The 17,747-nt window shown below is 43.9% G+C and carries 15 protein-coding genes; 7 read left to right on the top strand and 8 right to left on the bottom strand.

Going from position 1 to position 17,747, the window contains the following annotated elements:
* Nucleotides 1-3 precede the first annotated feature (3 nt).
* Nucleotides 4-630, top strand: coding sequence for a MarC family protein (locus NIES592_RS08950; protein WP_026086541.1), 627 nt, complete (start codon nucleotides 4-6; stop codon nucleotides 628-630).
* An 18-nt stretch (nucleotides 631-648) separates the two neighbouring features.
* On the opposite strand, the gene NIES592_RS08955 is transcribed toward NIES592_RS08950, so the two are convergent.
* The 3 genes from NIES592_RS08955 to groES form a co-directional block, all read right to left on the bottom strand.
* Entirely contained in the window at nucleotides 649-2,304 is a 1,656-nt protein-coding gene (locus tag NIES592_RS08955; RefSeq protein WP_073555536.1) for an ABC1 kinase family protein, read from the bottom strand.
* Nucleotides 2,305-2,401: 97 nt separating this feature from the next.
* Entirely contained in the window at nucleotides 2,402-4,036 is a 1,635-nt protein-coding gene (gene groL / locus NIES592_RS08960; RefSeq protein WP_009756747.1) for a chaperonin GroEL, read from the bottom strand.
* Between the two features lie 147 nt (nucleotides 4,037-4,183).
* A complete protein-coding gene (gene groES / locus NIES592_RS08965) occupies nucleotides 4,184-4,495 on the bottom strand; it encodes a co-chaperone GroES (RefSeq protein WP_009756748.1) in 312 nt (103 codons plus the stop codon).
* Nucleotides 4,496-4,833: 338 nt separating this feature from the next.
* On the opposite strand from groES, the gene ftsH reads away from it, so the two are divergent.
* A complete protein-coding gene (gene ftsH / locus NIES592_RS08970) occupies nucleotides 4,834-6,804 on the top strand; it encodes an ATP-dependent zinc metalloprotease FtsH (protein WP_073555537.1) in 1,971 nt (656 codons plus the stop codon).
* Between the two features lie 440 nt (nucleotides 6,805-7,244).
* On the opposite strand, the gene NIES592_RS08975 is transcribed toward ftsH, so the two are convergent.
* Nucleotides 7,245-8,432: a tetratricopeptide repeat protein gene (locus tag NIES592_RS08975; protein WP_256678094.1), complete on the bottom strand. Its 1,188-nt coding sequence runs from the start codon at nucleotides 8,430-8,432 to the stop codon at nucleotides 7,245-7,247.
* A 244-nt stretch (nucleotides 8,433-8,676) separates the two neighbouring features.
* Nucleotides 8,677-9,153, bottom strand: coding sequence for a lipocalin-like domain-containing protein (locus NIES592_RS08980; RefSeq protein WP_256678095.1), 477 nt, complete (start codon nucleotides 9,151-9,153; stop codon nucleotides 8,677-8,679).
* A 238-nt stretch (nucleotides 9,154-9,391) separates the two neighbouring features.
* Here NIES592_RS08980 and NIES592_RS08985 point away from each other — a divergent pair, with 238 nt between their 5' ends.
* From NIES592_RS08985 to hisS, 5 genes are all read left to right on the top strand, one after another.
* Complete coding sequence (locus NIES592_RS08985; RefSeq protein WP_073555540.1) at nucleotides 9,392-10,435, top strand: nitrilase-related carbon-nitrogen hydrolase; 1,044 nt, start codon at nucleotides 9,392-9,394, stop codon at nucleotides 10,433-10,435.
* A gap of 142 nt (nucleotides 10,436-10,577) precedes the next feature.
* Nucleotides 10,578-11,993: an aldehyde dehydrogenase family protein gene (locus tag NIES592_RS08990; RefSeq protein WP_073555541.1), complete on the top strand. Its 1,416-nt coding sequence runs from the start codon at nucleotides 10,578-10,580 to the stop codon at nucleotides 11,991-11,993.
* A complete protein-coding gene (locus NIES592_RS08995) occupies nucleotides 11,986-12,573 on the top strand; it encodes a hypothetical protein (RefSeq protein WP_009756755.1) in 588 nt (195 codons plus the stop codon). The genes NIES592_RS08990 and NIES592_RS08995 overlap by 8 nt, the downstream gene beginning before the upstream one ends.
* Before the next feature lie 19 nt (nucleotides 12,574-12,592).
* A complete protein-coding gene (locus NIES592_RS09000; RefSeq protein ID WP_073555542.1) occupies nucleotides 12,593-13,039 on the top strand; it encodes a DUF3598 family protein in 447 nt (148 codons plus the stop codon).
* Nucleotides 13,040-13,159: 120 nt separating this feature from the next.
* Nucleotides 13,160-14,557: a histidine--tRNA ligase gene (gene hisS / locus NIES592_RS09005; RefSeq protein ID WP_073555543.1), complete on the top strand. Its 1,398-nt coding sequence runs from the start codon at nucleotides 13,160-13,162 to the stop codon at nucleotides 14,555-14,557.
* Nucleotides 14,558-14,682: 125 nt separating this feature from the next.
* Here the strand turns inward: hisS and NIES592_RS24475 are convergent, their stop codons facing one another.
* The 3 genes from NIES592_RS24475 to NIES592_RS09015 form a co-directional block, all read right to left on the bottom strand.
* Nucleotides 14,683-14,883 carry a hypothetical protein gene (locus tag NIES592_RS24475; protein ID WP_143168357.1) on the bottom strand — a complete coding sequence of 67 codons (201 nt, stop codon included), beginning with the start codon at nucleotides 14,881-14,883 and terminating at the stop codon, nucleotides 14,683-14,685.
* Between the two features lie 411 nt (nucleotides 14,884-15,294).
* Entirely contained in the window at nucleotides 15,295-16,290 is a 996-nt protein-coding gene (gene ilvC / locus NIES592_RS09010) for a ketol-acid reductoisomerase (RefSeq protein WP_009756758.1), read from the bottom strand.
* Nucleotides 16,291-16,348: 58 nt separating this feature from the next.
* Nucleotides 16,349-17,221, bottom strand: coding sequence for an aldo/keto reductase (locus NIES592_RS09015; RefSeq protein WP_073555544.1), 873 nt, complete (start codon nucleotides 17,219-17,221; stop codon nucleotides 16,349-16,351).
* Between the last annotated feature and the right edge of the window lie 526 nt (nucleotides 17,222-17,747).

Consider the following 17,747-nt stretch of genomic DNA (forward strand, 5'->3'; position numbering starts at 1 on the left):
CCCATGACCCCTTTTATTCTGCGAGCATTCTTCACGCTCTTCGTGGTTCTTGATCCGATCGGGTTAGTGCCTATTTTTCTGACCCTGGCAGGTGAGTATTCCCCTAAAGTGCAAATGCGTATCATTCGCCAGTCCATTTTAGTCGCAGGGGGTATTTTATTTAGCTTTGCCCTATTTGGTAACAATTTGCTGCGCTATCTGGGAATTAGCGTGGAAGCCTTTCAGGTAGCGGCTGGAATTTTATTGTTAAAAATAGCCGTTGATATGGTGTTTGCCCAACATCAGCGAGAAACGAAAGCAGAAGAATCAGAAGCTCAAACCCGAACAGACATTAGCGTCTTTCCCTTGGGAACGCCGTTGATTGCTGGGCCGGGTGCATTGGCTAGTATTTTGGTCTTGCAGGGGGAGGCGACTATTTATCCCTTTGGTACGGTGATCGTTTTAGGAATGACGATGTCTGTGCTGTTGTTGCTCTATGGTTCACTGGCTATCGCCCAAACCCTGACCCAATGGCTCGGGCGGACGGGGATTAATGTCGTTTCCAGAGTGTTGGGAATTTTACTGGCGGCACTGGCAGTGCAGTATGTAATAGATGGGATCTTGGCTCTCATGAAAAAAACATTGTTTTGAGTATATAGATAAAGACAATCAAAAAGAACGCAAAAGAGCGATCGTCACCCAACTCATCAACCCAATGCCAGATAAGAGTAAGCCTTGACTAACCATTTCAATCAAAGGAGAAGATACAGAATCCTGTCCCAATAATTGCTGTAGAATTGCGCCAGAAACCAGCGAACCCATTGACAGTATAGCTAAACTCAAACGGTTCATCCCTTGTTGCTGCGTGTGCAAAAATTCTTGCTCTAGTCGCCAACCTAGATTGATGCCTAACTCTGAGCGCTCTAGGCGATCGAGTAACACTTCAAACCGCTGGGGAAATTGGGTAGTTAGCCGGGACAAATAGAGACTCGACTGCACAGCATCTTGCCATAGCTCAGTTCCAAATAGGCGCAGACGAATTGCCTGTTCTACAATAGGACGCGCAACTTCTACAAAGGGAAATAGGGGATCAAGTTGGCGGGCGATTCCTTCCACATTGGCGATCGTTTTCACAAATAATCCAATCGTGCCTGGCATTTGAATATTATTTTCTCGTGGCACCCTCAGTGCTTCATTGAGCAGTTCAGCCAGGTTAATTTCTGTCAAAGGTCGAGTATAAAATCTCCTGAGCAGGCGGTCAAAGGCAGACTCAATTGATCGTAAATCGACATCTAAGCGGGTAAACCCTAGCTCCCGAATGGCCTGGGTGACAATTTTGGGCCGCTCGTACACAATGCCAATGAGCAGATCGGTGAGAATACTTTGTGTACGAGGGTCGATCATGGCAACCATGCCACAATCCAGTAAGGCTAACCGATCCTGGGTATCATCCCCGATATACAAAAAATTACCAGGATGGGGATCGGCATGAAAAAATCGATCGAGATAGATTTGTTGCATCACCACCTGAACCGCTAAGGTTGCCAGTCGCTTTTTGCGGTGTTCGGGGAGATCAACCTGATTCAGCTTGATCCCTTCAATCCATTCCAACGTCAGAATACAATCAGTTGTCCAATCCCAATACACCTTGGGAACAACGACTTGTCCGGATTTCCAAAAACGGCTATTGCTTAAATTTTGGCGGAGTTTTTCGGTGTTGCGAGCTTCTCGATGAAAATCAAGTTCACCCAAAAGGCTGTATCGAAATTCTTCAACTAAGCCAGGTAAATCGTAAGCCTGTCCTATTTTATCTCGACTAAACCAGTTCGCGAGAGCTTCTAGAACCTCCAAGTCCCGCTCGACAATTTCTCGAATACCAGGGCGTTGAATTTTCATCGCAACGGTTTGGTGGTTTTTCAAAACCGCCCGATGCACCTGGGCCAGAGAACCAGCGGCAATCGCCACGGGTTCAATAGTGAGAAATTTAGATTGAAATGATTCTCCAAAAGCATTTTGTAAAATCGGTTCTATCTTATTCCAGGGTAAAGCTGGAACATTGTTTTGCAAAGTTTCCAGCACTGCAATGTACTCTGGACTGAGCAAGTCTGGACGAGTGCTGAGCAGTTGTCCGAGCTTGACAAAGGTCGGCCCTAGCTCAATTAAGATTTGTCGCAGAACGTGCGGTAGAGGTAAAGCGGGTTGTTCGGGTTGGGCATCTTTGATAATGCGACTGCGAAAATAATTCCAGCCATTGCGTAAAATGACTTCAATAATTTCAGCTTGGCGGTGGCTGGCGGTGGCTGATTTGGCAGCAAGTAAAAACATCTTCAGTGACTTGACTAAGAAATAATTGAGAAATAACAATGAGGAGAGAAATCAAATATTCCCTCCTCGTCGGTTTACACTATTTCATCTGTTACCATTAGTAGTCAAAGTCACCGCCGCCTGCTCCGGCGCCTGCGGGGGTTTTCTCCTTTGGTTCTGGTTTATCAACAACAATACACTCGGTTGTCAGCACCATACCTGCTACCGATGCAGCGTTTTGCAGAGCGCTACGAGCTACTTTTGCTGGGTCAACTATGCCAGCCTCAAACATGTTCGCAAACGTATCTTTGGCGGCATCATAGCCTTCGTCAAAGGGCAGCCCTCGCACATGTTCAGCAATCACTGCACCATTCACACCGGCGTTATCCGCAATCCGACGCAGGGGTGCATAGAGGGCACGTGCCACAATCATGGCACCGGTCAATTGTTCATCTTGAAGATTGCTCTTCGCCCATTCTTCCAGTTGCGGCGCGAGGTGAGCAAAGGTGGTGCCACCACCGGGCACAATCCCTTCTTCCACGGCGGCTTTAGTCGAGTTGATGGCGTCTTCCAGCCGGAGCTTACGGTCTTTTAATTCAGTTTCCGTTGCAGCTCCCACTTTGATGACTGCTACGCCACCTGCGAGCTTCGCCAGTCGTTCTTGCAGTTTTTCTTTGTCGTAGGACGAGTCGGTTTCCTCAATTTGGCGACGAATTTGTTCACAACGGGCTTTGACGGCTTTTTCGTTGCCTTCAGCCACGATCGTGGTGTCTTCTTTGGTGATGGTGACACGACGGGCTTTACCAAGCATTTCGAGCTTGGCATTTTCCAACTTCAAGCCTGTGTCTTCGCTGATTACCTGACCGTTGGTGAGGACGGCGATGTCTTCCAGCATGGCTTTACGGCGATCGCCAAATCCTGGTGCTTTGACGGCGCAGACCCGTAGTACGCCACGCATATTATTCACAACCAGGGTTGCCAAAGCTTCTTTTTCAATGTCTTCAGCAATGATCAGGAGCGGTTTGGATGCCCGTGCCATCTGTTCCAGAATTGGGACTAGATCCTGCACCAGGGTAATCTTTCTGTCGGTAATCAGGATATAGGGTTCTTCCAGAATCGCTTCCATGCGTTCGGCATCGGTCACGAAATAGGGGGAAATGTAGCCTTTGTCAAAGCGCATCCCTTCCGTGACTTCCAATTCCGTCTGCATAGACTTCCCTTCTTCTAGGGAAATTATGCCTTCTTTGCCGACTTTTTCCATCGCTTCGGCAATCATTTGCCCAACTTCAGCATCATTGCCCGCAGAAATGGTTGCCACCTGAGCAATCGATTTGGAGTCATCGATCTGACGGGCATGTTCCTGAATCCGGTCAACAATAAAGTGGGTGGCTTTATCAATACCTCGTTTCAACAGCAATGGATTCGCTCCAGCCGCCACGTTGCGCAACCCTTCTTTAACCATGGCATGGGCAAGTACGGTTGCGGTGGTCGTTCCATCTCCTGCTATATCGTTCGTTTTCGATGCCGCTTGACGCAGGAGAGACACTCCGGTGTTTTCTACGTGATCTTCTAGCTCAATTTCTTTGGCAATGGTCACGCCATCATTGATAATTTGCGGTGCGCCGTATTTCTTCTCCAGCACGACATTGCGCCCCTTAGGACCAAGGGTGACAGCCACCGCTTCTGCCAGTGCGTCAATCCCTTTTTCAAGACTGCGGCGAGCAACATCATTGTACAAAATGGTTTTGGCCATAGATAATCACTCTCCTGAAATGATTGAGATCATGAGCGTAGAACGTTCGACAGGAATCCAGCCGAGGCCGAACTTGACAGAAACTAACAGAAACTTAAGCAGATTTTTTGCTCATTGAAATGAGCAGAGGTGATAGAGCACAGATCTCTAGGCAACAATAGCAAGCACGTCTTTTTCTGACAGTAAGACGTAATCTTCACTGCCTAACTTAACGTCTGTGCCAGCGTACTTGGAATAGAGAACCTTGTCTCCAACGCTGACTTCCATCGGGATGCGATTTCCTGATTCATCACGTTTGCCCGGCCCAATTTGCACTACTTCACCGACCTGAGGCTTTTCTTTGGCGGTGTCGGGTAGCAAAATTCCGCCCGCTGTTTTCTCCTCGGCTTGGGCAACTTTAACAAATAAGCGATCGCCCAGGGGTTTTACCGTGGAAACATTCAAGCTAATGGTTGCCATAGGTATTCATCCTCCAAATACGCAATCTAATTACGCAACATCTGCCTGGAGCTATCATTCAAGGGTGTTCAGACTGACACCGTACCTACACCCAATAAATTGACAACTAAATCTGAGGACTTTCTGAGGAATAATCTCAACGATCTAACAATCCGATTGGATGATCGTTCTGATCGCGGTACTCATTTTTTCCACAGATTTGAATGTTCTACTCTAATCAGTAAATATGCAGGATTTAGTCTTCAGTAGGTTCTTGACAGAAGTAGGGTTTTCCGTCCAGAAGCCCTTGAACCTTTTGGGGTTTTCCGAACCAGTGATTGCCAAAGGAAGTTGTGCTTATGCCTGTGGAAACTGAAACTCAGCGATCGCAAAAGCAGCCCAAACCCAGGGATGTGGGTGGCAGCTTATTGATTTTTCTGGTGAGCCTATTTTTGCTGAATTTGCTGATTTTTCCTAACTTGAGTCCGCGACCCCCGGAAGTTCCTTATAGCGAATTTGTTGAGCAGGTGGAAGCCGGACAAGTGGCACGGGCAATCGTCAGTCCGAATCGAATTGAGTACCAGTTGAAGCCCAAACCCGGTGAGACAGAGCCGCCACGCATTTTTGCCACAACGCCTGTAGCAATCGATTTGGACTTGCCGAAGATTTTGCGAGAGCATAATGTGGAATTTGCGGCTCCACCACCTAGCAACACGGGTTGGATCAGCACTCTCTTAGGCTGGGTGTTACCTCCGCTGATCTTCTTCGGCATTTGGGCATGGTTGTTTAATCGCGCCCAGGGAGGGCCGGCAGCATTGACGGTGGGTAAAAGCAAAGCCCGGATTTACTCAGAAGGGGATACGGGGGTCACCTTTGCAGATGTTGCCGGGATCGACGAAGCGAAGGCAGAGCTACAGGAAATTGTCGATTTTCTCAAGCACGCCGATCGCTATGCCCGTCTGGGTGCGAAGATTCCCAAAGGGGTGTTATTAGTAGGTCCACCGGGAACGGGTAAAACTTTGCTGGCAAAGGCGATCGCTGGAGAAGCCGGTGTTCCTTTCTTTAGCATTTCCGGCTCGGAGTTTATTGAACTGTTTGTCGGGGTTGGGGCTGCACGGGTGCGCGACTTATTTGAACAAGCGAAGCAACAGGCTCCCTGTATTGTGTTTATTGATGAACTCGATGCCCTTGGTAAATCGCGGGCGGCGGGTGGCCCGTTTGTGGGCGGCAACGATGAGCGCGAACAAACCCTCAATCAATTACTAACCGAAATGGATGGCTTCGATGCCAATACAGGAGTTATCATCCTGGCGGCAACCAACCGCCCAGAGGTGCTAGATCCCGCCCTGCGTCGTCCCGGTCGCTTTGACCGCCAGATTGTGGTCGATCGCCCCGATAAGATAGGACGCAAAGCTATTCTGGAGGTTCATGCCCGACGGGTCAAGCTCGCTGCTGATGTGGATCTAGATAAAATTGCCGCTCGCACACCGGGATTTGTCGGAGCCGATCTCGCTAATTTGGTAAATGAGGCAGCCTTGCTAGCCGCCCGCCAAAATCGGGATGCCGTGACGATGGCTGACTTTAATGAGGCAATTGAACGAGTGTTGGCTGGCTTGGAAAAGCGATCGCGCGTTCTCAATGATCTAGAGAAAAAGACCGTTGCCTACCATGAAGTGGGTCATGCCCTGGTTGGGGCATTGATGCCAGGGGCAGGAAAGGTTGAGAAAATCTCGATCGTGCCGCGAGGCGTGGGGGCTTTGGGCTATACGCTGCAATTGCCCGAAGAAGATCGGTTTCTCATGGTCGAGAGTGAATTGCGAGGACGAATTGCTACTTTGTTAGGGGGGCGATCGGCGGAAGAACTCATCTTTGGCGAAGTTTCCACCGGGGCAAGTGATGATATTCAGAAAGCGACCGATCTGGCGGAGCGTGCCGTGACCCTTTATGGCATGAGCGATACATTAGGCCCGGTGGCGTTTGAAAAAATTCAGCAGCAATTTTTGGAAGGCTATCCGAACCCGCGCCGCTCAGTCAGCCCCAAGGTAGCAGAGGAAATTGACCGTGAGGTGAAAGAAATTGTTGATGGTGCTCACCATATCGCTCTATCGGTCTTGCAAACAAACCGGGAACTGCTTGAAGAAACTGCCCAGACGCTACTCCAAACCGAAATTTTGGAGGGCGAAGCATTGCGATCGCCCTTAGAACGGGTTAAACCTCCGGCTGAACTTCAGCACTGGCTCCGCACAGGTCAACTTCCTGAAGGTCAGAATCTGTTACAAGACACACACAACTCACAACAAGCATCAAGCGATACTGCAAAGCCTATTTAACTTTGCAGTAGAGCAAGGATATATAAAATCCAACCCCATTTGGGGAATTAAATGTTGAGTGAACAGTAGGGAAGTGATTCTTGAACGCCATATCGCGGCTTTAAGCCCTTATGTAAATCGGCATATAAAAAGATACGGTGATTATGTAGTGAATTTACATAATATTCCCCAACCTTAGAGGCGGCAATGAGTCTGCCATCCGAAATCTTTGAAAGCTAGGTATATCAAAGATTTCCAGACCCGGAGTGCACGTTTTTACATGTATCTCGGTTTCATGTCAATACGGAAAGAACTCTAGAAAAACAACACATAAGGAAAAATAAATTACATTTTTCCTGAAATTTGCTATTTTAGAAGCAATCCATTTATTGAGTGTCCTAAGCTTCCTGTAGAGGCTTAGGATTTTTTTTAGCTATCAGTTATGAGTTGGAAGTTTTACTCTAAATTAACCCCATTTCTTGCAATCCTTGCCGCAGTCGCTGTGCTTCTTGGGGATTATTTTTTTCATGTAAAGCGATCGCTTTCCCAAAGGCAGCTAAACTAGCCTGCAAGTTACCTAATTTGAGCAGCACAACTCCTAAATTTTGATATGCATCGGCGTAGTTAGGATTGATCCCTATGGCTTTTTGATAGCAAGCGATCGCGTCAGTATATAAACCCATTGCCTTCAGAGTCATTCCTAAATTGTAATGTCCTGTGGCAAAATTAGGGTCAATTTTCAAAGCATTTTCGTAAGCAATTTTGGCATGATTTAAATCTCCAGCTGTTTTAAACAAATTACCTAAATTGTTATATGCACCTAGCTTCAGCATAGGATAAATAGGTAATTTAATTGCAGCTTGATAATGAGCAACAGCCTGTTTTAAATTTTGTACTCGACTGTAAGCAATGCCTAAATGATAGTACAGTTCATATAAAATGTCATAGTTGTCTTCTGCGGTAGTGACTCCTCTGGCCAATAACTCTACACCTTCTGAAATTTTCCCAGTTTCCACATATAATGCCCCTAATTTACTACAAACATAAGGATCATCAGGATGAGTAGCTAAAAACTGTTCCATTGCTGCTTGGGCTTTGGCATATTTATTGTTTTGATCTATGACATCTTTTTGATAACCAGAATGGAGAATTGCCACACCTTGCAAATAACCGACTTGCCATTGTGGCTCTTTGGATAAAATCTCGGTGACGCTATCATCAACTAAAGCATGGTAAGGGCGAGAAAAATAAATTTCTGGATGATTACGAAATAAACGGGAAACCAGGGAATAGGGAGATTGTACCGCCCCTACTTCTTGCCGAACTAGATTAATCAGTAAATATTCTTCTCTATGAATTGCCTCTTGCAGCTGGGGTACAATTTTTTGTGCTAGACTTTCATCTGCATCTAAAACCAGAACCCAATCGCCTGTGACGTATTTTAAAGCTTCATTTCGGGCTGCACTAAAGTCATTGCACCATTGAAATTCATGTACTTTTGCACCGAATTTGTTAGCTATATGTACGGTGCTATCTCTTGAGCCTGTATCTAATACTACTATTTCATCTACCACATTTCTGACACTGCCCAGACATTTGGGTAGCACTTTTTCTTCATCTTTAACAATCATGCACAGGCTGAGCTTCATAGAATGATCGTATATTTATTTAAAAATTATGTAAATATAAGCAATTTTAAGTCTGGGCGAAAATCAATATCAACTAAAAGATAGCGCGCACCCCAAACCAAACAAATAAATCCCCGGCTTTTGCAGAGAGTCGGGGATCTTGTTTTTCGTCATGGTTGTTTCACAACTAACTGTCGTTAGATCACAAACTCTTGTCGTAACTACACAAAAACTAAACAACTAGATCTATAGCAATCCTACTTGATTAAGGCTCTACTTTTTCCCACACCAATTCAAAGACTTTCTCGACACCAGCAGTTTGAGTTGGTGGAGTTTGCAGTGTAACTTGATTCCCGTTCAACGTAAAAGTACGAACTAAGTCTGTACCAACCCGATTAGGGATAGAGGCTATCTCGACATGATGCGTCACCTTGTTGCCCTCTATTGTATAGATCCCAGCATAAGCATTGAATGTAGAAAATGCTTGTAGGCACTCTTGTGGTGGTAAAGATTGGATTTCTTTGCTAAAAGGTGAACGAATGTCTCCAGTAAGCGCCAAGCGATCGCGTTTAGAAAAAATGACCATCATCCGCCCCTCAGGAGTATAAGTGATGTAGCCGGTTGGATTAGGACCATATACTTCAGGCTCAACCGTTCCGTCGGGGTTTATAGCTGTTGCTGAGATGAGTTTCCAAGTTCCTAGCAACGGATTATGTTCCATAGAAGGCAGACTAGACATCATACACCTTAACATTGGTAATATCACTTATCCTGTTGCTTTGTCAAAAACTTGAGCATCTCCTGAGCTACGACAAGTTGATAAAGTTTTACAGCAAACTCAGTAACAAAAAAGCGATCGCATTCATAATAAAACTACCATTGAACGTGATCCAGGAAATCAACTTGCTGTACAGTTGACAAATTGATACGAGCCTTATGGGGTGGTTAAAGGCATCTGTTGAAATCACAGAATTAATATTATGACAGCAAATACCACTACACTCAACTCATACCGCACTTTGGCACTCCAAGTAACATGTTATGCAGTTAACCAAGCACGCGATCGCCAAGAAGCTCGTTGTTTAATGCAAAAGACTATTGAGCGCTTAGGACAGCAAATTGCTGCTAGTATCGCTTTTATTGGCTCCGACTGTCGTTTAATTGTCCTACCAGAGTACTTCCTCACAGGTTTTCCTATGGGAGAGACGTTTGCTGTTTGGGCGGAAAAAGCTTGTTTAGAAATGAGGGGTGCAGAGTATGAGAGCCTCAGTAATATTGCTCAGAAGCTGAAAATTTTTATTGCTGGTAATGCCTACGAACTTGATCCTAATTTCCCAGAGCTATACTTTCAGACATGCTTTGTAATTAACCCATCCGGTGAAGTAGTTTTGCGTTATCGGCGCTTAAATTCCATGTTTGCACCGACACCCCATGATGTTTGGGATAAGTATCTTGACTGTTACGGTTTGGATGGTGTTTTTCCCGTAGCAAAAACAGAAATAGGTAATTTGGCTGCTTTGGCATCAGAAGAAATTTTGTACCCGGAAGTAGCGCGGTGTTTGACAATGCGGGGTGCAGAGATTTTTCTGCATTCAACATCAGAAGTTTATGGCCAAGAGCGCGCACCCAAAGAAGCTGCTAAAATTTGCCGGGCAGTGGAAAACATAGCATACGTAGTCTCAGCCAATACTGCTGGTATCGTCAATACCCCTATACCGCAAGCTTCTACAGATGGTGGTTCTAAAATCATCGATTATCGGGGATTAGTTCTAGCGGAAACAGGAGCAGGGGAAAGCATGGCAGCTTTTGCAGAAATAAACCTAGCAGCCTTGCGTAGCGATCGCCGTCGTCCAGGGTTAAATAATTTACTTTCCCGCCAGCGCTTTGAACTATACGCAGACAGCTACCGCCAGTCAAATTTTTATCCTGCAAACACTATGCTAGACAAAAAAGTAGACCGCCAACACTTCATCCAAACCCAGCAACAAACAATTGAGCGTTTAGCCAAATTGGGAGTGATTTGAGGGTGGGGGGATGGGGCAATGGGGAGTGTGAGGAGGTGGGGAGTGTGAGGGGTAGTGAACAACTACTAACCACTAACAACTAACTACTAACCACTAACCACTAACCACTAACCAATGACAATTGACTATTGACAAATAACAAATGATCAAACCAATAGATGTCCGTAATCCTCGTACAGGGAAATATGATTACGTAATTATACCGCCACCGCCAAAACTTTTAGCACAATTGTGCAATCGTTTGCGGAGAGCGCAAAAAGGCTGGCAGCAACTTGGTTTAGAAGGACGAATAACTGCTTTGCAACAGTGGAAACAAGCTATTATTGCGGGACGGGATAAACTCATTGAAGCCTTAGTTGCTGATACAGGTAGATTGTCAATTTCGGTATTAGAAATTGACTCGTTTCTTTCTAATATTGATAAGTGGTGTAAATTAGCACCAAAGTTATTAGAAGAAACAGAAAAACAGACAGCAGTACCATTTATCAAACTGCAACAAAAAGCAGTTCCTTATCCTCTGGTGGGGGTAATTAGTCCGTGGAACTTACCATTATTACTGTCAACCATGGATGTGATTCCAGCACTGCTAGCAGGTTGTGCTGTGATTGTGAAACCCAGCGAAATTGCACCCCGGTTTATGACACCGCTATTAACAGCAATTAACGCTGTTCCGCCATTGCGGGAAATATTTACTTTTGTAGAAGGAGCAGGTCAAACAGGTGCTAATTTGATCGAAAATGTAGACTTAGTTTGCTTTACAGGCAGTGTAGCCACAGGACGAAAAGTTGCAGAAGCTGCTGCAAAACGCTTCATTCCAGCTTTTTTAGAATTAGGAGGCAAAGATGCAGCGATCGTTTTGGAATCGGCTGATTTAGAATTAGCTACCTCAGCAGTTTTGTGGAGTTCGGTTGTCAATAGCGGTCAGTCATGTCTTTCCATTGAACGCATCTATGTTGCAGAATCTATCTTTAAACCTTTTGTTGAACGACTCGTCACTAAAGCCCAAGGTTTGGAATTAGCCTACCCCAAATTAGAAAGTGGTGAAATTGGTCCGATCATTGCCGAAAGACAAGCCGCAATTATTAGTGAGCATTTGCTAGACGCTATAGAAAAAGGAGCAGTTGTACACTGCGGGGGTAAAGTAGAAGATAGTGGGGGAGGATGGTGGTGTCGTCCGACAGTTCTCACCCAAGTTAATCACACAATGAAAGTAATGACAGAGGAGACATTTGGTCCAATCATGCCAATTATGGCTTTTTCGACACCAGCAGAAGCAATTAACTTGGCAAACGATACGATTTATGGGCTGAGTGCAGCAGTCTTTGCAGCAGACGAAGCAGAAGCATTAGCAGTTGCCCAATATATAGATGCAGGTGCTATTTGTATTAATGATGCAGGTCTGACTGCACTCATATATGAGGGAGAAAAAAATTCTTTCAAATACTCCGGTTTAGGTAGTTCGCGCATGGGGGCTGCTGCATTGATGCGATTCGTGCGGAAAAAAGCCTTCTTAATTAAAACAAATTCCGCTCCTGATCCTTGGTGGTTTGATGGTTAACAAGAGAAAACTATTGTTGTGGTGGGTACTGGCTAATGCGGTGGGTGGTGCTATTGTTGGCGCTTTAGAGGAGGGTGGATTCCAGTTTTTCGCAACATTAGTTTTAACTGGCCCGATTCTCGGAGTTGCCCAATGGTTAGTGTTAAGACGTTACATCAGACATACAAACTGGTGGGTAATAGCCAGTATTTTAGGTTGGTACTTGGGTTTTCCAGTAACACTTGTGACAAGAGAAATTCTCAATCCCATCCTTCTAGAGATGTTGTTGGCAGTCAGCAAACTTTGGGAAGTATTCTGGTTAAATGCTGTAAATCAGTTAGTCACTTTCACTGTATTGGGAGTAGCCCAGTGGTTGGTTTTGCGTCAGCATTTGCAACAAGCATGGTGGTGGATTCTGGCTAGCAGTGTCGGAGGATTTGTGAATGGGGCTGTGAGTGCAGCTGTGTGTGCTGCCGCATGTCAAACTATAGCAATGAAAGTCAATGCACAAATGGCAGGTGCGATCGCCTATGGTAGTGGTTGGACTGGAAGTGGTTTAGTCACAGGTATCATGCTTGTATGGTTATTGCCAAATCGCTAAAAGTAAAAGGAGGGTGATCGTGTCTTCCATCCGAGAAGAAATGCCCGTTTTGGCCCGTCATGAAGGAGATTGGAAAGGTACGTATATACTGGTTGATACACAAGGAAAAATTCTTGATCAGCATCAATCTCACTTAACCTGCGAATTTCCAGTAGATAGCCGTTATTCCTACTACCAAACTAATCGCTATAACTGGGTTGATGGTCGAAAAGAAGAACATAAATTTCCTGCAACTTACCGGGATAAAGCAATTTGGTTTGATACAGAACGCATTGCAGGGAAAGCTTGGGAAGTAGATGATCATACAATTATTTTGTGGTTTTCATATAAGGGAATGCCAGAAACATACTTATATGAAATGATTCAAATTAGTCCTTGCAATAACTACCGCGCCCGGACTTGGCAATGGTTTAAAGATAATCGAATATTTCAACGCACCCTGATTCAAGAGGAACGGATGCGTTAACAATCAGTTATCAGTTATTAGTTATCAGTTATCAAATTAAACAGGTAACTGATTTCAACTAATGTGGAGATGTGCCATGGTACGTCTCTATAATCATCAACCACTAACAAAATTGAATCTATGGCAAAAAGCGAAAAAATAAACTTTTCTACTCCTAGTGGTTTTCCAGAATTTCTTCCCGGCGAAAAGCGCCTAGAAGTATATTTACTTGATACTATCCGTAGAGTTTTTGAAAGTTACGGATTTACTCCTATTGAAACTCCCGCAGTCGAAAGGTTAGAAGTTCTGCAAGCTAAAGGTAATCAAGGCGACAATATTATTTATGGTATTAATCCAATATTGCCACCCAATCGCCAAGCAGAAAAAGAGAAAGCAGGGGAAAGTGGTTCAGAAGCACGGGCATTAAAATTTGATCAAACAGTTCCCTTAGCAGCCTATATTGCCCGTCACCTCAATGATTTAAATTTTCCTTTTGCACGTTACCAAATGGATGTAGTGTTTCGTGGCGAACGGGCAAAAGATGGACGCTTCCGTCAATTTCGTCAGTGTGATATTGATGTTGTCGGTCGTCGGGAATTGAGCTTACTTTATGATGCTCAAATGCCTGCTATAATTACTGAAATATTTACAGCCATCAACATCGGTGATTTTTTAATTCGCATCAACAATCGTAAAATTCTCACAGGTTTCTTTCAATCTGTAGGAATTGAAGAAAGCAAAATTAAATCCTGTATCGGTATCATTGATAACTTAGAAAAAATCGGTGAAGCTAAAGTCAAACAGGAGTTAGAAAAAGAAGGAATTTCACCAGAACAAACCCAGAAAATTATTGAGTTTGTTAATATTAAAGGCACAGTGGACGATATGCTAGATAAACTCAAGCATCTAGCTCAAATCATGCCAGAAGCCGAACAATTTAATCTGGGGGTTACTGAACTAGAAGCAGTAATTACAGGGGTGCGTAACTTAGGAGTTCCTGAAAATCGTTTCTGTATTGACTTATCAATTGCTCGTGGTTTAGATTACTACACCGGAACAGTTTACGAAACAACTCTGCTAGGACATGAAGCTTTAGGAAGTATTTGTTCTGGTGGTAGATACGAAGAACTAGTCGGAGTATTTTTAGGCGAAAAAATGCCTGGTGTGGGCATTTCTATAGGTTTAACCCGCTTAATGAGTCGCTTAATCAAAGCTGGGATTTTAAATACTTTAGCTCCGACTCCAGCGCAGGTAATGGTTGTTAATTTGCAAACAGAACTAATGCCACTTTATTTAAAAGTATCTCAAGATTTACGGAAGGCAGGAATTAATGTGATCACCAGCTTCGATAAGCGGGGATTAGGTAAACAATTCCAACTAGCTGATAAACAGGGAATACAATTTTGCGTGATTATTGGTGCTGATGAAGCAGCAGCGCAAAAATCTTCTCTGAAGGATTTAAAAACAGGTGAACAAGTAGAAGTAGGATTGGCTAATTTGGCAGAAGAAGTGAAACAAAGGCTAGTACCTAAAGGCTAAAGTATAAAGTATGAAAGCAAGAAGCTTATACAGTAAGCTTTCTGCTGGTTTGGAATGGTAGCTTGAAAGTATGTATTTCTCGCGTATGCGCGAGAAATGCTGTGTCCTTGTTAAATCCCCCAAATTTATTTAGGGGTGCGATCCGTTCGCCAGAAATGAGTAGAACAAGGAATATAAACATTCCAACCTGTACCTTGACAACTTGTTGTTCGTGTAGGTGAAATTCCTACCTCCTGTGGTGACAGGATGGCAGTGTATCCTCTACCTGGGCGACTGATTATCAAACGGGTAAAGCGGGGATAAACGGTGGTAACTGGAAGTCTCACCCAGAACCCCATCTAACACAGTTGGTCACGGTTAGCGCAAGCAAAGTCACATTAATCTGTCACATTTTCAGAATTAGACCGTAAGGTATTTTGGAAATTATTCCGAGGTTGGGCGAAGTTCAGACATCCCAAGAAATCGAGTAAATGGATAGCCAGAAAATACTGGCACATCCCAAAACATAAAAATTGGACTTTTGGCAATGACAAATTAGTCCTATATTGTCACGACCAGATACATGGTGGCAAAGGCAACTTTTCAACTCAACGAACCTACCAATGACAATGGTTAACTTGGAGAGGAGCCGTGTGATGTGAAAGCATCAAGCACGGTTTTGAAGCCGAGCATGAGGGGTGACTCTCATGCTTAGGTTAACGGATTACCTTCTTTGTGCCCTCTACCTTCTTCTATAATTAATCTTTCTTCAGCCAACTAAACATCGCACGTAAATCTTTACCAATTTCCTCCACTGGATGTTCGGCTTCTTTACGACGCATTGCAGTAAACCCAGGTTTACCTGCTTGATTTTCCAAAACAAATTCCCGTGCAAACTGACCAGTTTGAATTTCTTGCAGAATTTTTTGCATTTCTGCCTTGGTTTGTTCATTGACAATCCGAGGTCCACGGGTGTAGTCACCATATTCTGCGGTATTGGAAATACTATCACGCATTTTTGCTAGCCCGCCTTCCACAATCAAGTCAACAATCAATTTGACTTCATGGAGACATTCAAAATAAGCTAGTTCCGGTTGGTATCCAGCTTCTACCAAAGTTTCAAATCCGGCTTTAATTAAGGCACTCAAGCCACCACACAATACTGCTTGTTCACCGAACAAATCTGTTTCAGTTTCTTCGCGGAAGGTGGTTTCCAGAATTCCAGCGCGTGTACCACCGATACCCTTAGCATATGCCATGGCGCGATCACGTGCTTGTCCAGAAGCATTTTGATACACAGCAAACAGACAAGGTACTCCTTGTCCTTGTTCGTAAGTCCGTCTGACCAAATGTCCTGGCCCTTTGGGTGCTACCATGATCACGTCTACCTCAGCAGGTGGGACAATTTGACCAAAGTGAATGTTGAACCCGTGGGCAAAAGCTAAGATGTTACCTGGTTCTAAATTTGGTTCAATTTCGTTTTTGTAAACAGTTCTTTGTACTTCATCAGGTAATAAAATCATCAACAAGTCAGCAGTTTTGGCCGCATCTGCCACACTTTTGACAGTTAACCCAGCTGCTTCGGCTTTTGCGGCTGACTTGCTACCCGGATATAATCCGACAATAACATTCATGCCACTATCCTTAAGGTTAAGGGCGTGAGCATGACCTTGGGAACCATAACCGATAATCGCAATGGTTTTTCCAGCTAAAAGGTCTAAATTTGCATCTGCGTCGTAATACATCCGAGCCATAAGCGCGTCTCCAGTCAGCAAGCATCCTGTTTAATTGCAGACTTGTTATTTTACCTGATTATGACGCTGTTTCTCGATCTATTATTTGTACTTCTTGCTCAGATAATTGCAGATCCACAGCACGTACGCTATCTTCAATGCTAGAAATTTTACTCGCACCCGGGATGGGCAAGATACAGGGCGATTTTGCCAGTAACCATGCTAATACAATAGAGTACACTGATACGCCTTTTGTTTTGGCTAATTGAGCGATCGCTGGGATATCTTGTAAATTTTCGTGACGACGACTACCACCGAAAGGACTCCAAGGTAAAAAAGTTAAACCTTCAGTCTCACAATACTCTAGTACCCCATCAAATTCTGGTTGACGCTGCCAAGGATTGTATTGATTCTGCACCGAGACGATATCAACTACATCCCGCGCCCTTTTGATTTGTTCTACAGAAAAGTTAGAAACTCCCACAAATCTAATTATTCCAGCGGTGACTGCTTCTTTTACTGGTGTGAGGGATTCTTCAATAGTGTAGTCGGGATCAGGTGCATGGTATTGCCATAGATCAATGGGTTTATTACCACCTAAAGCCTCAAAGCTAATCCGAATAGTTTCTCGCAAGTGATTGGGGTTGCCATTACGTGTCCAACTACCATTGGGACGCATTAAGCCACCCTTGGTTGCCACCATCACATTACTCGTATCCCCATTGTAACTTTGCAAAGCTTTGTGAATCAGTCGCTCATTGTGGTGCTTGTCTGTTTCATCTCGACAGTAAGAATCAGCAGTATCAATGAAAGTGACTCCCAACTCCAAAGCACGCTGAATAACATTGATTGACTGCGACTCTGGGGGACGGTTGCTTAACGACATCGGCATCGCCCCCAAACCGATGGTACTCACATAAACACCTGTGTTACCTAGTTGTTTTGTTTCCATGTTTATGGCTAAGGTTTTCAGTACTCTTAACCTCACTCTAGCGCTTTCGGTGATCAGGGTGATCAGAATGATGAGAAATGTAGTCTCTTAATAGCTGCTTATTTGCAGAATGTATAGGAGCGATCGCTTTTAACAGTCTTTACCTGTATGTCAATTAAATTACCCATTAAATACCCAACTAAAAAGATACAAGAAAAATAAATGTAGTAAAAATGACGTTTAGTATATATGGTGTCATTATTGAGCATGATTACTTAATTAATAAAAATTAATTTTTATTTCTAGTGAACTAGGAAATTATTCTTATGTAACTTGCTATTTAAATGTTAATAGATTGATTTTTGTATGATAAAAACATAATTATCCTTAAGAGTAGACGGATGTTTGTTTTGTAGATCCGCTCTTAACTAGTAGATTTTTATTCATTATGTCGAAACTCAGACAAAAATATAATTAGTATAATTGCGGACAAAAAATATGTATAATAATCATCTGTGTTTTTGACACACAATAAAATATTCTCCGT

This window comes from Fischerella major NIES-592 (genome assembly GCF_001904645.1).
Classification (GTDB): Bacteria; Cyanobacteriota; Cyanobacteriia; order Cyanobacteriales; family Nostocaceae; genus Fischerella; species Fischerella thermalis.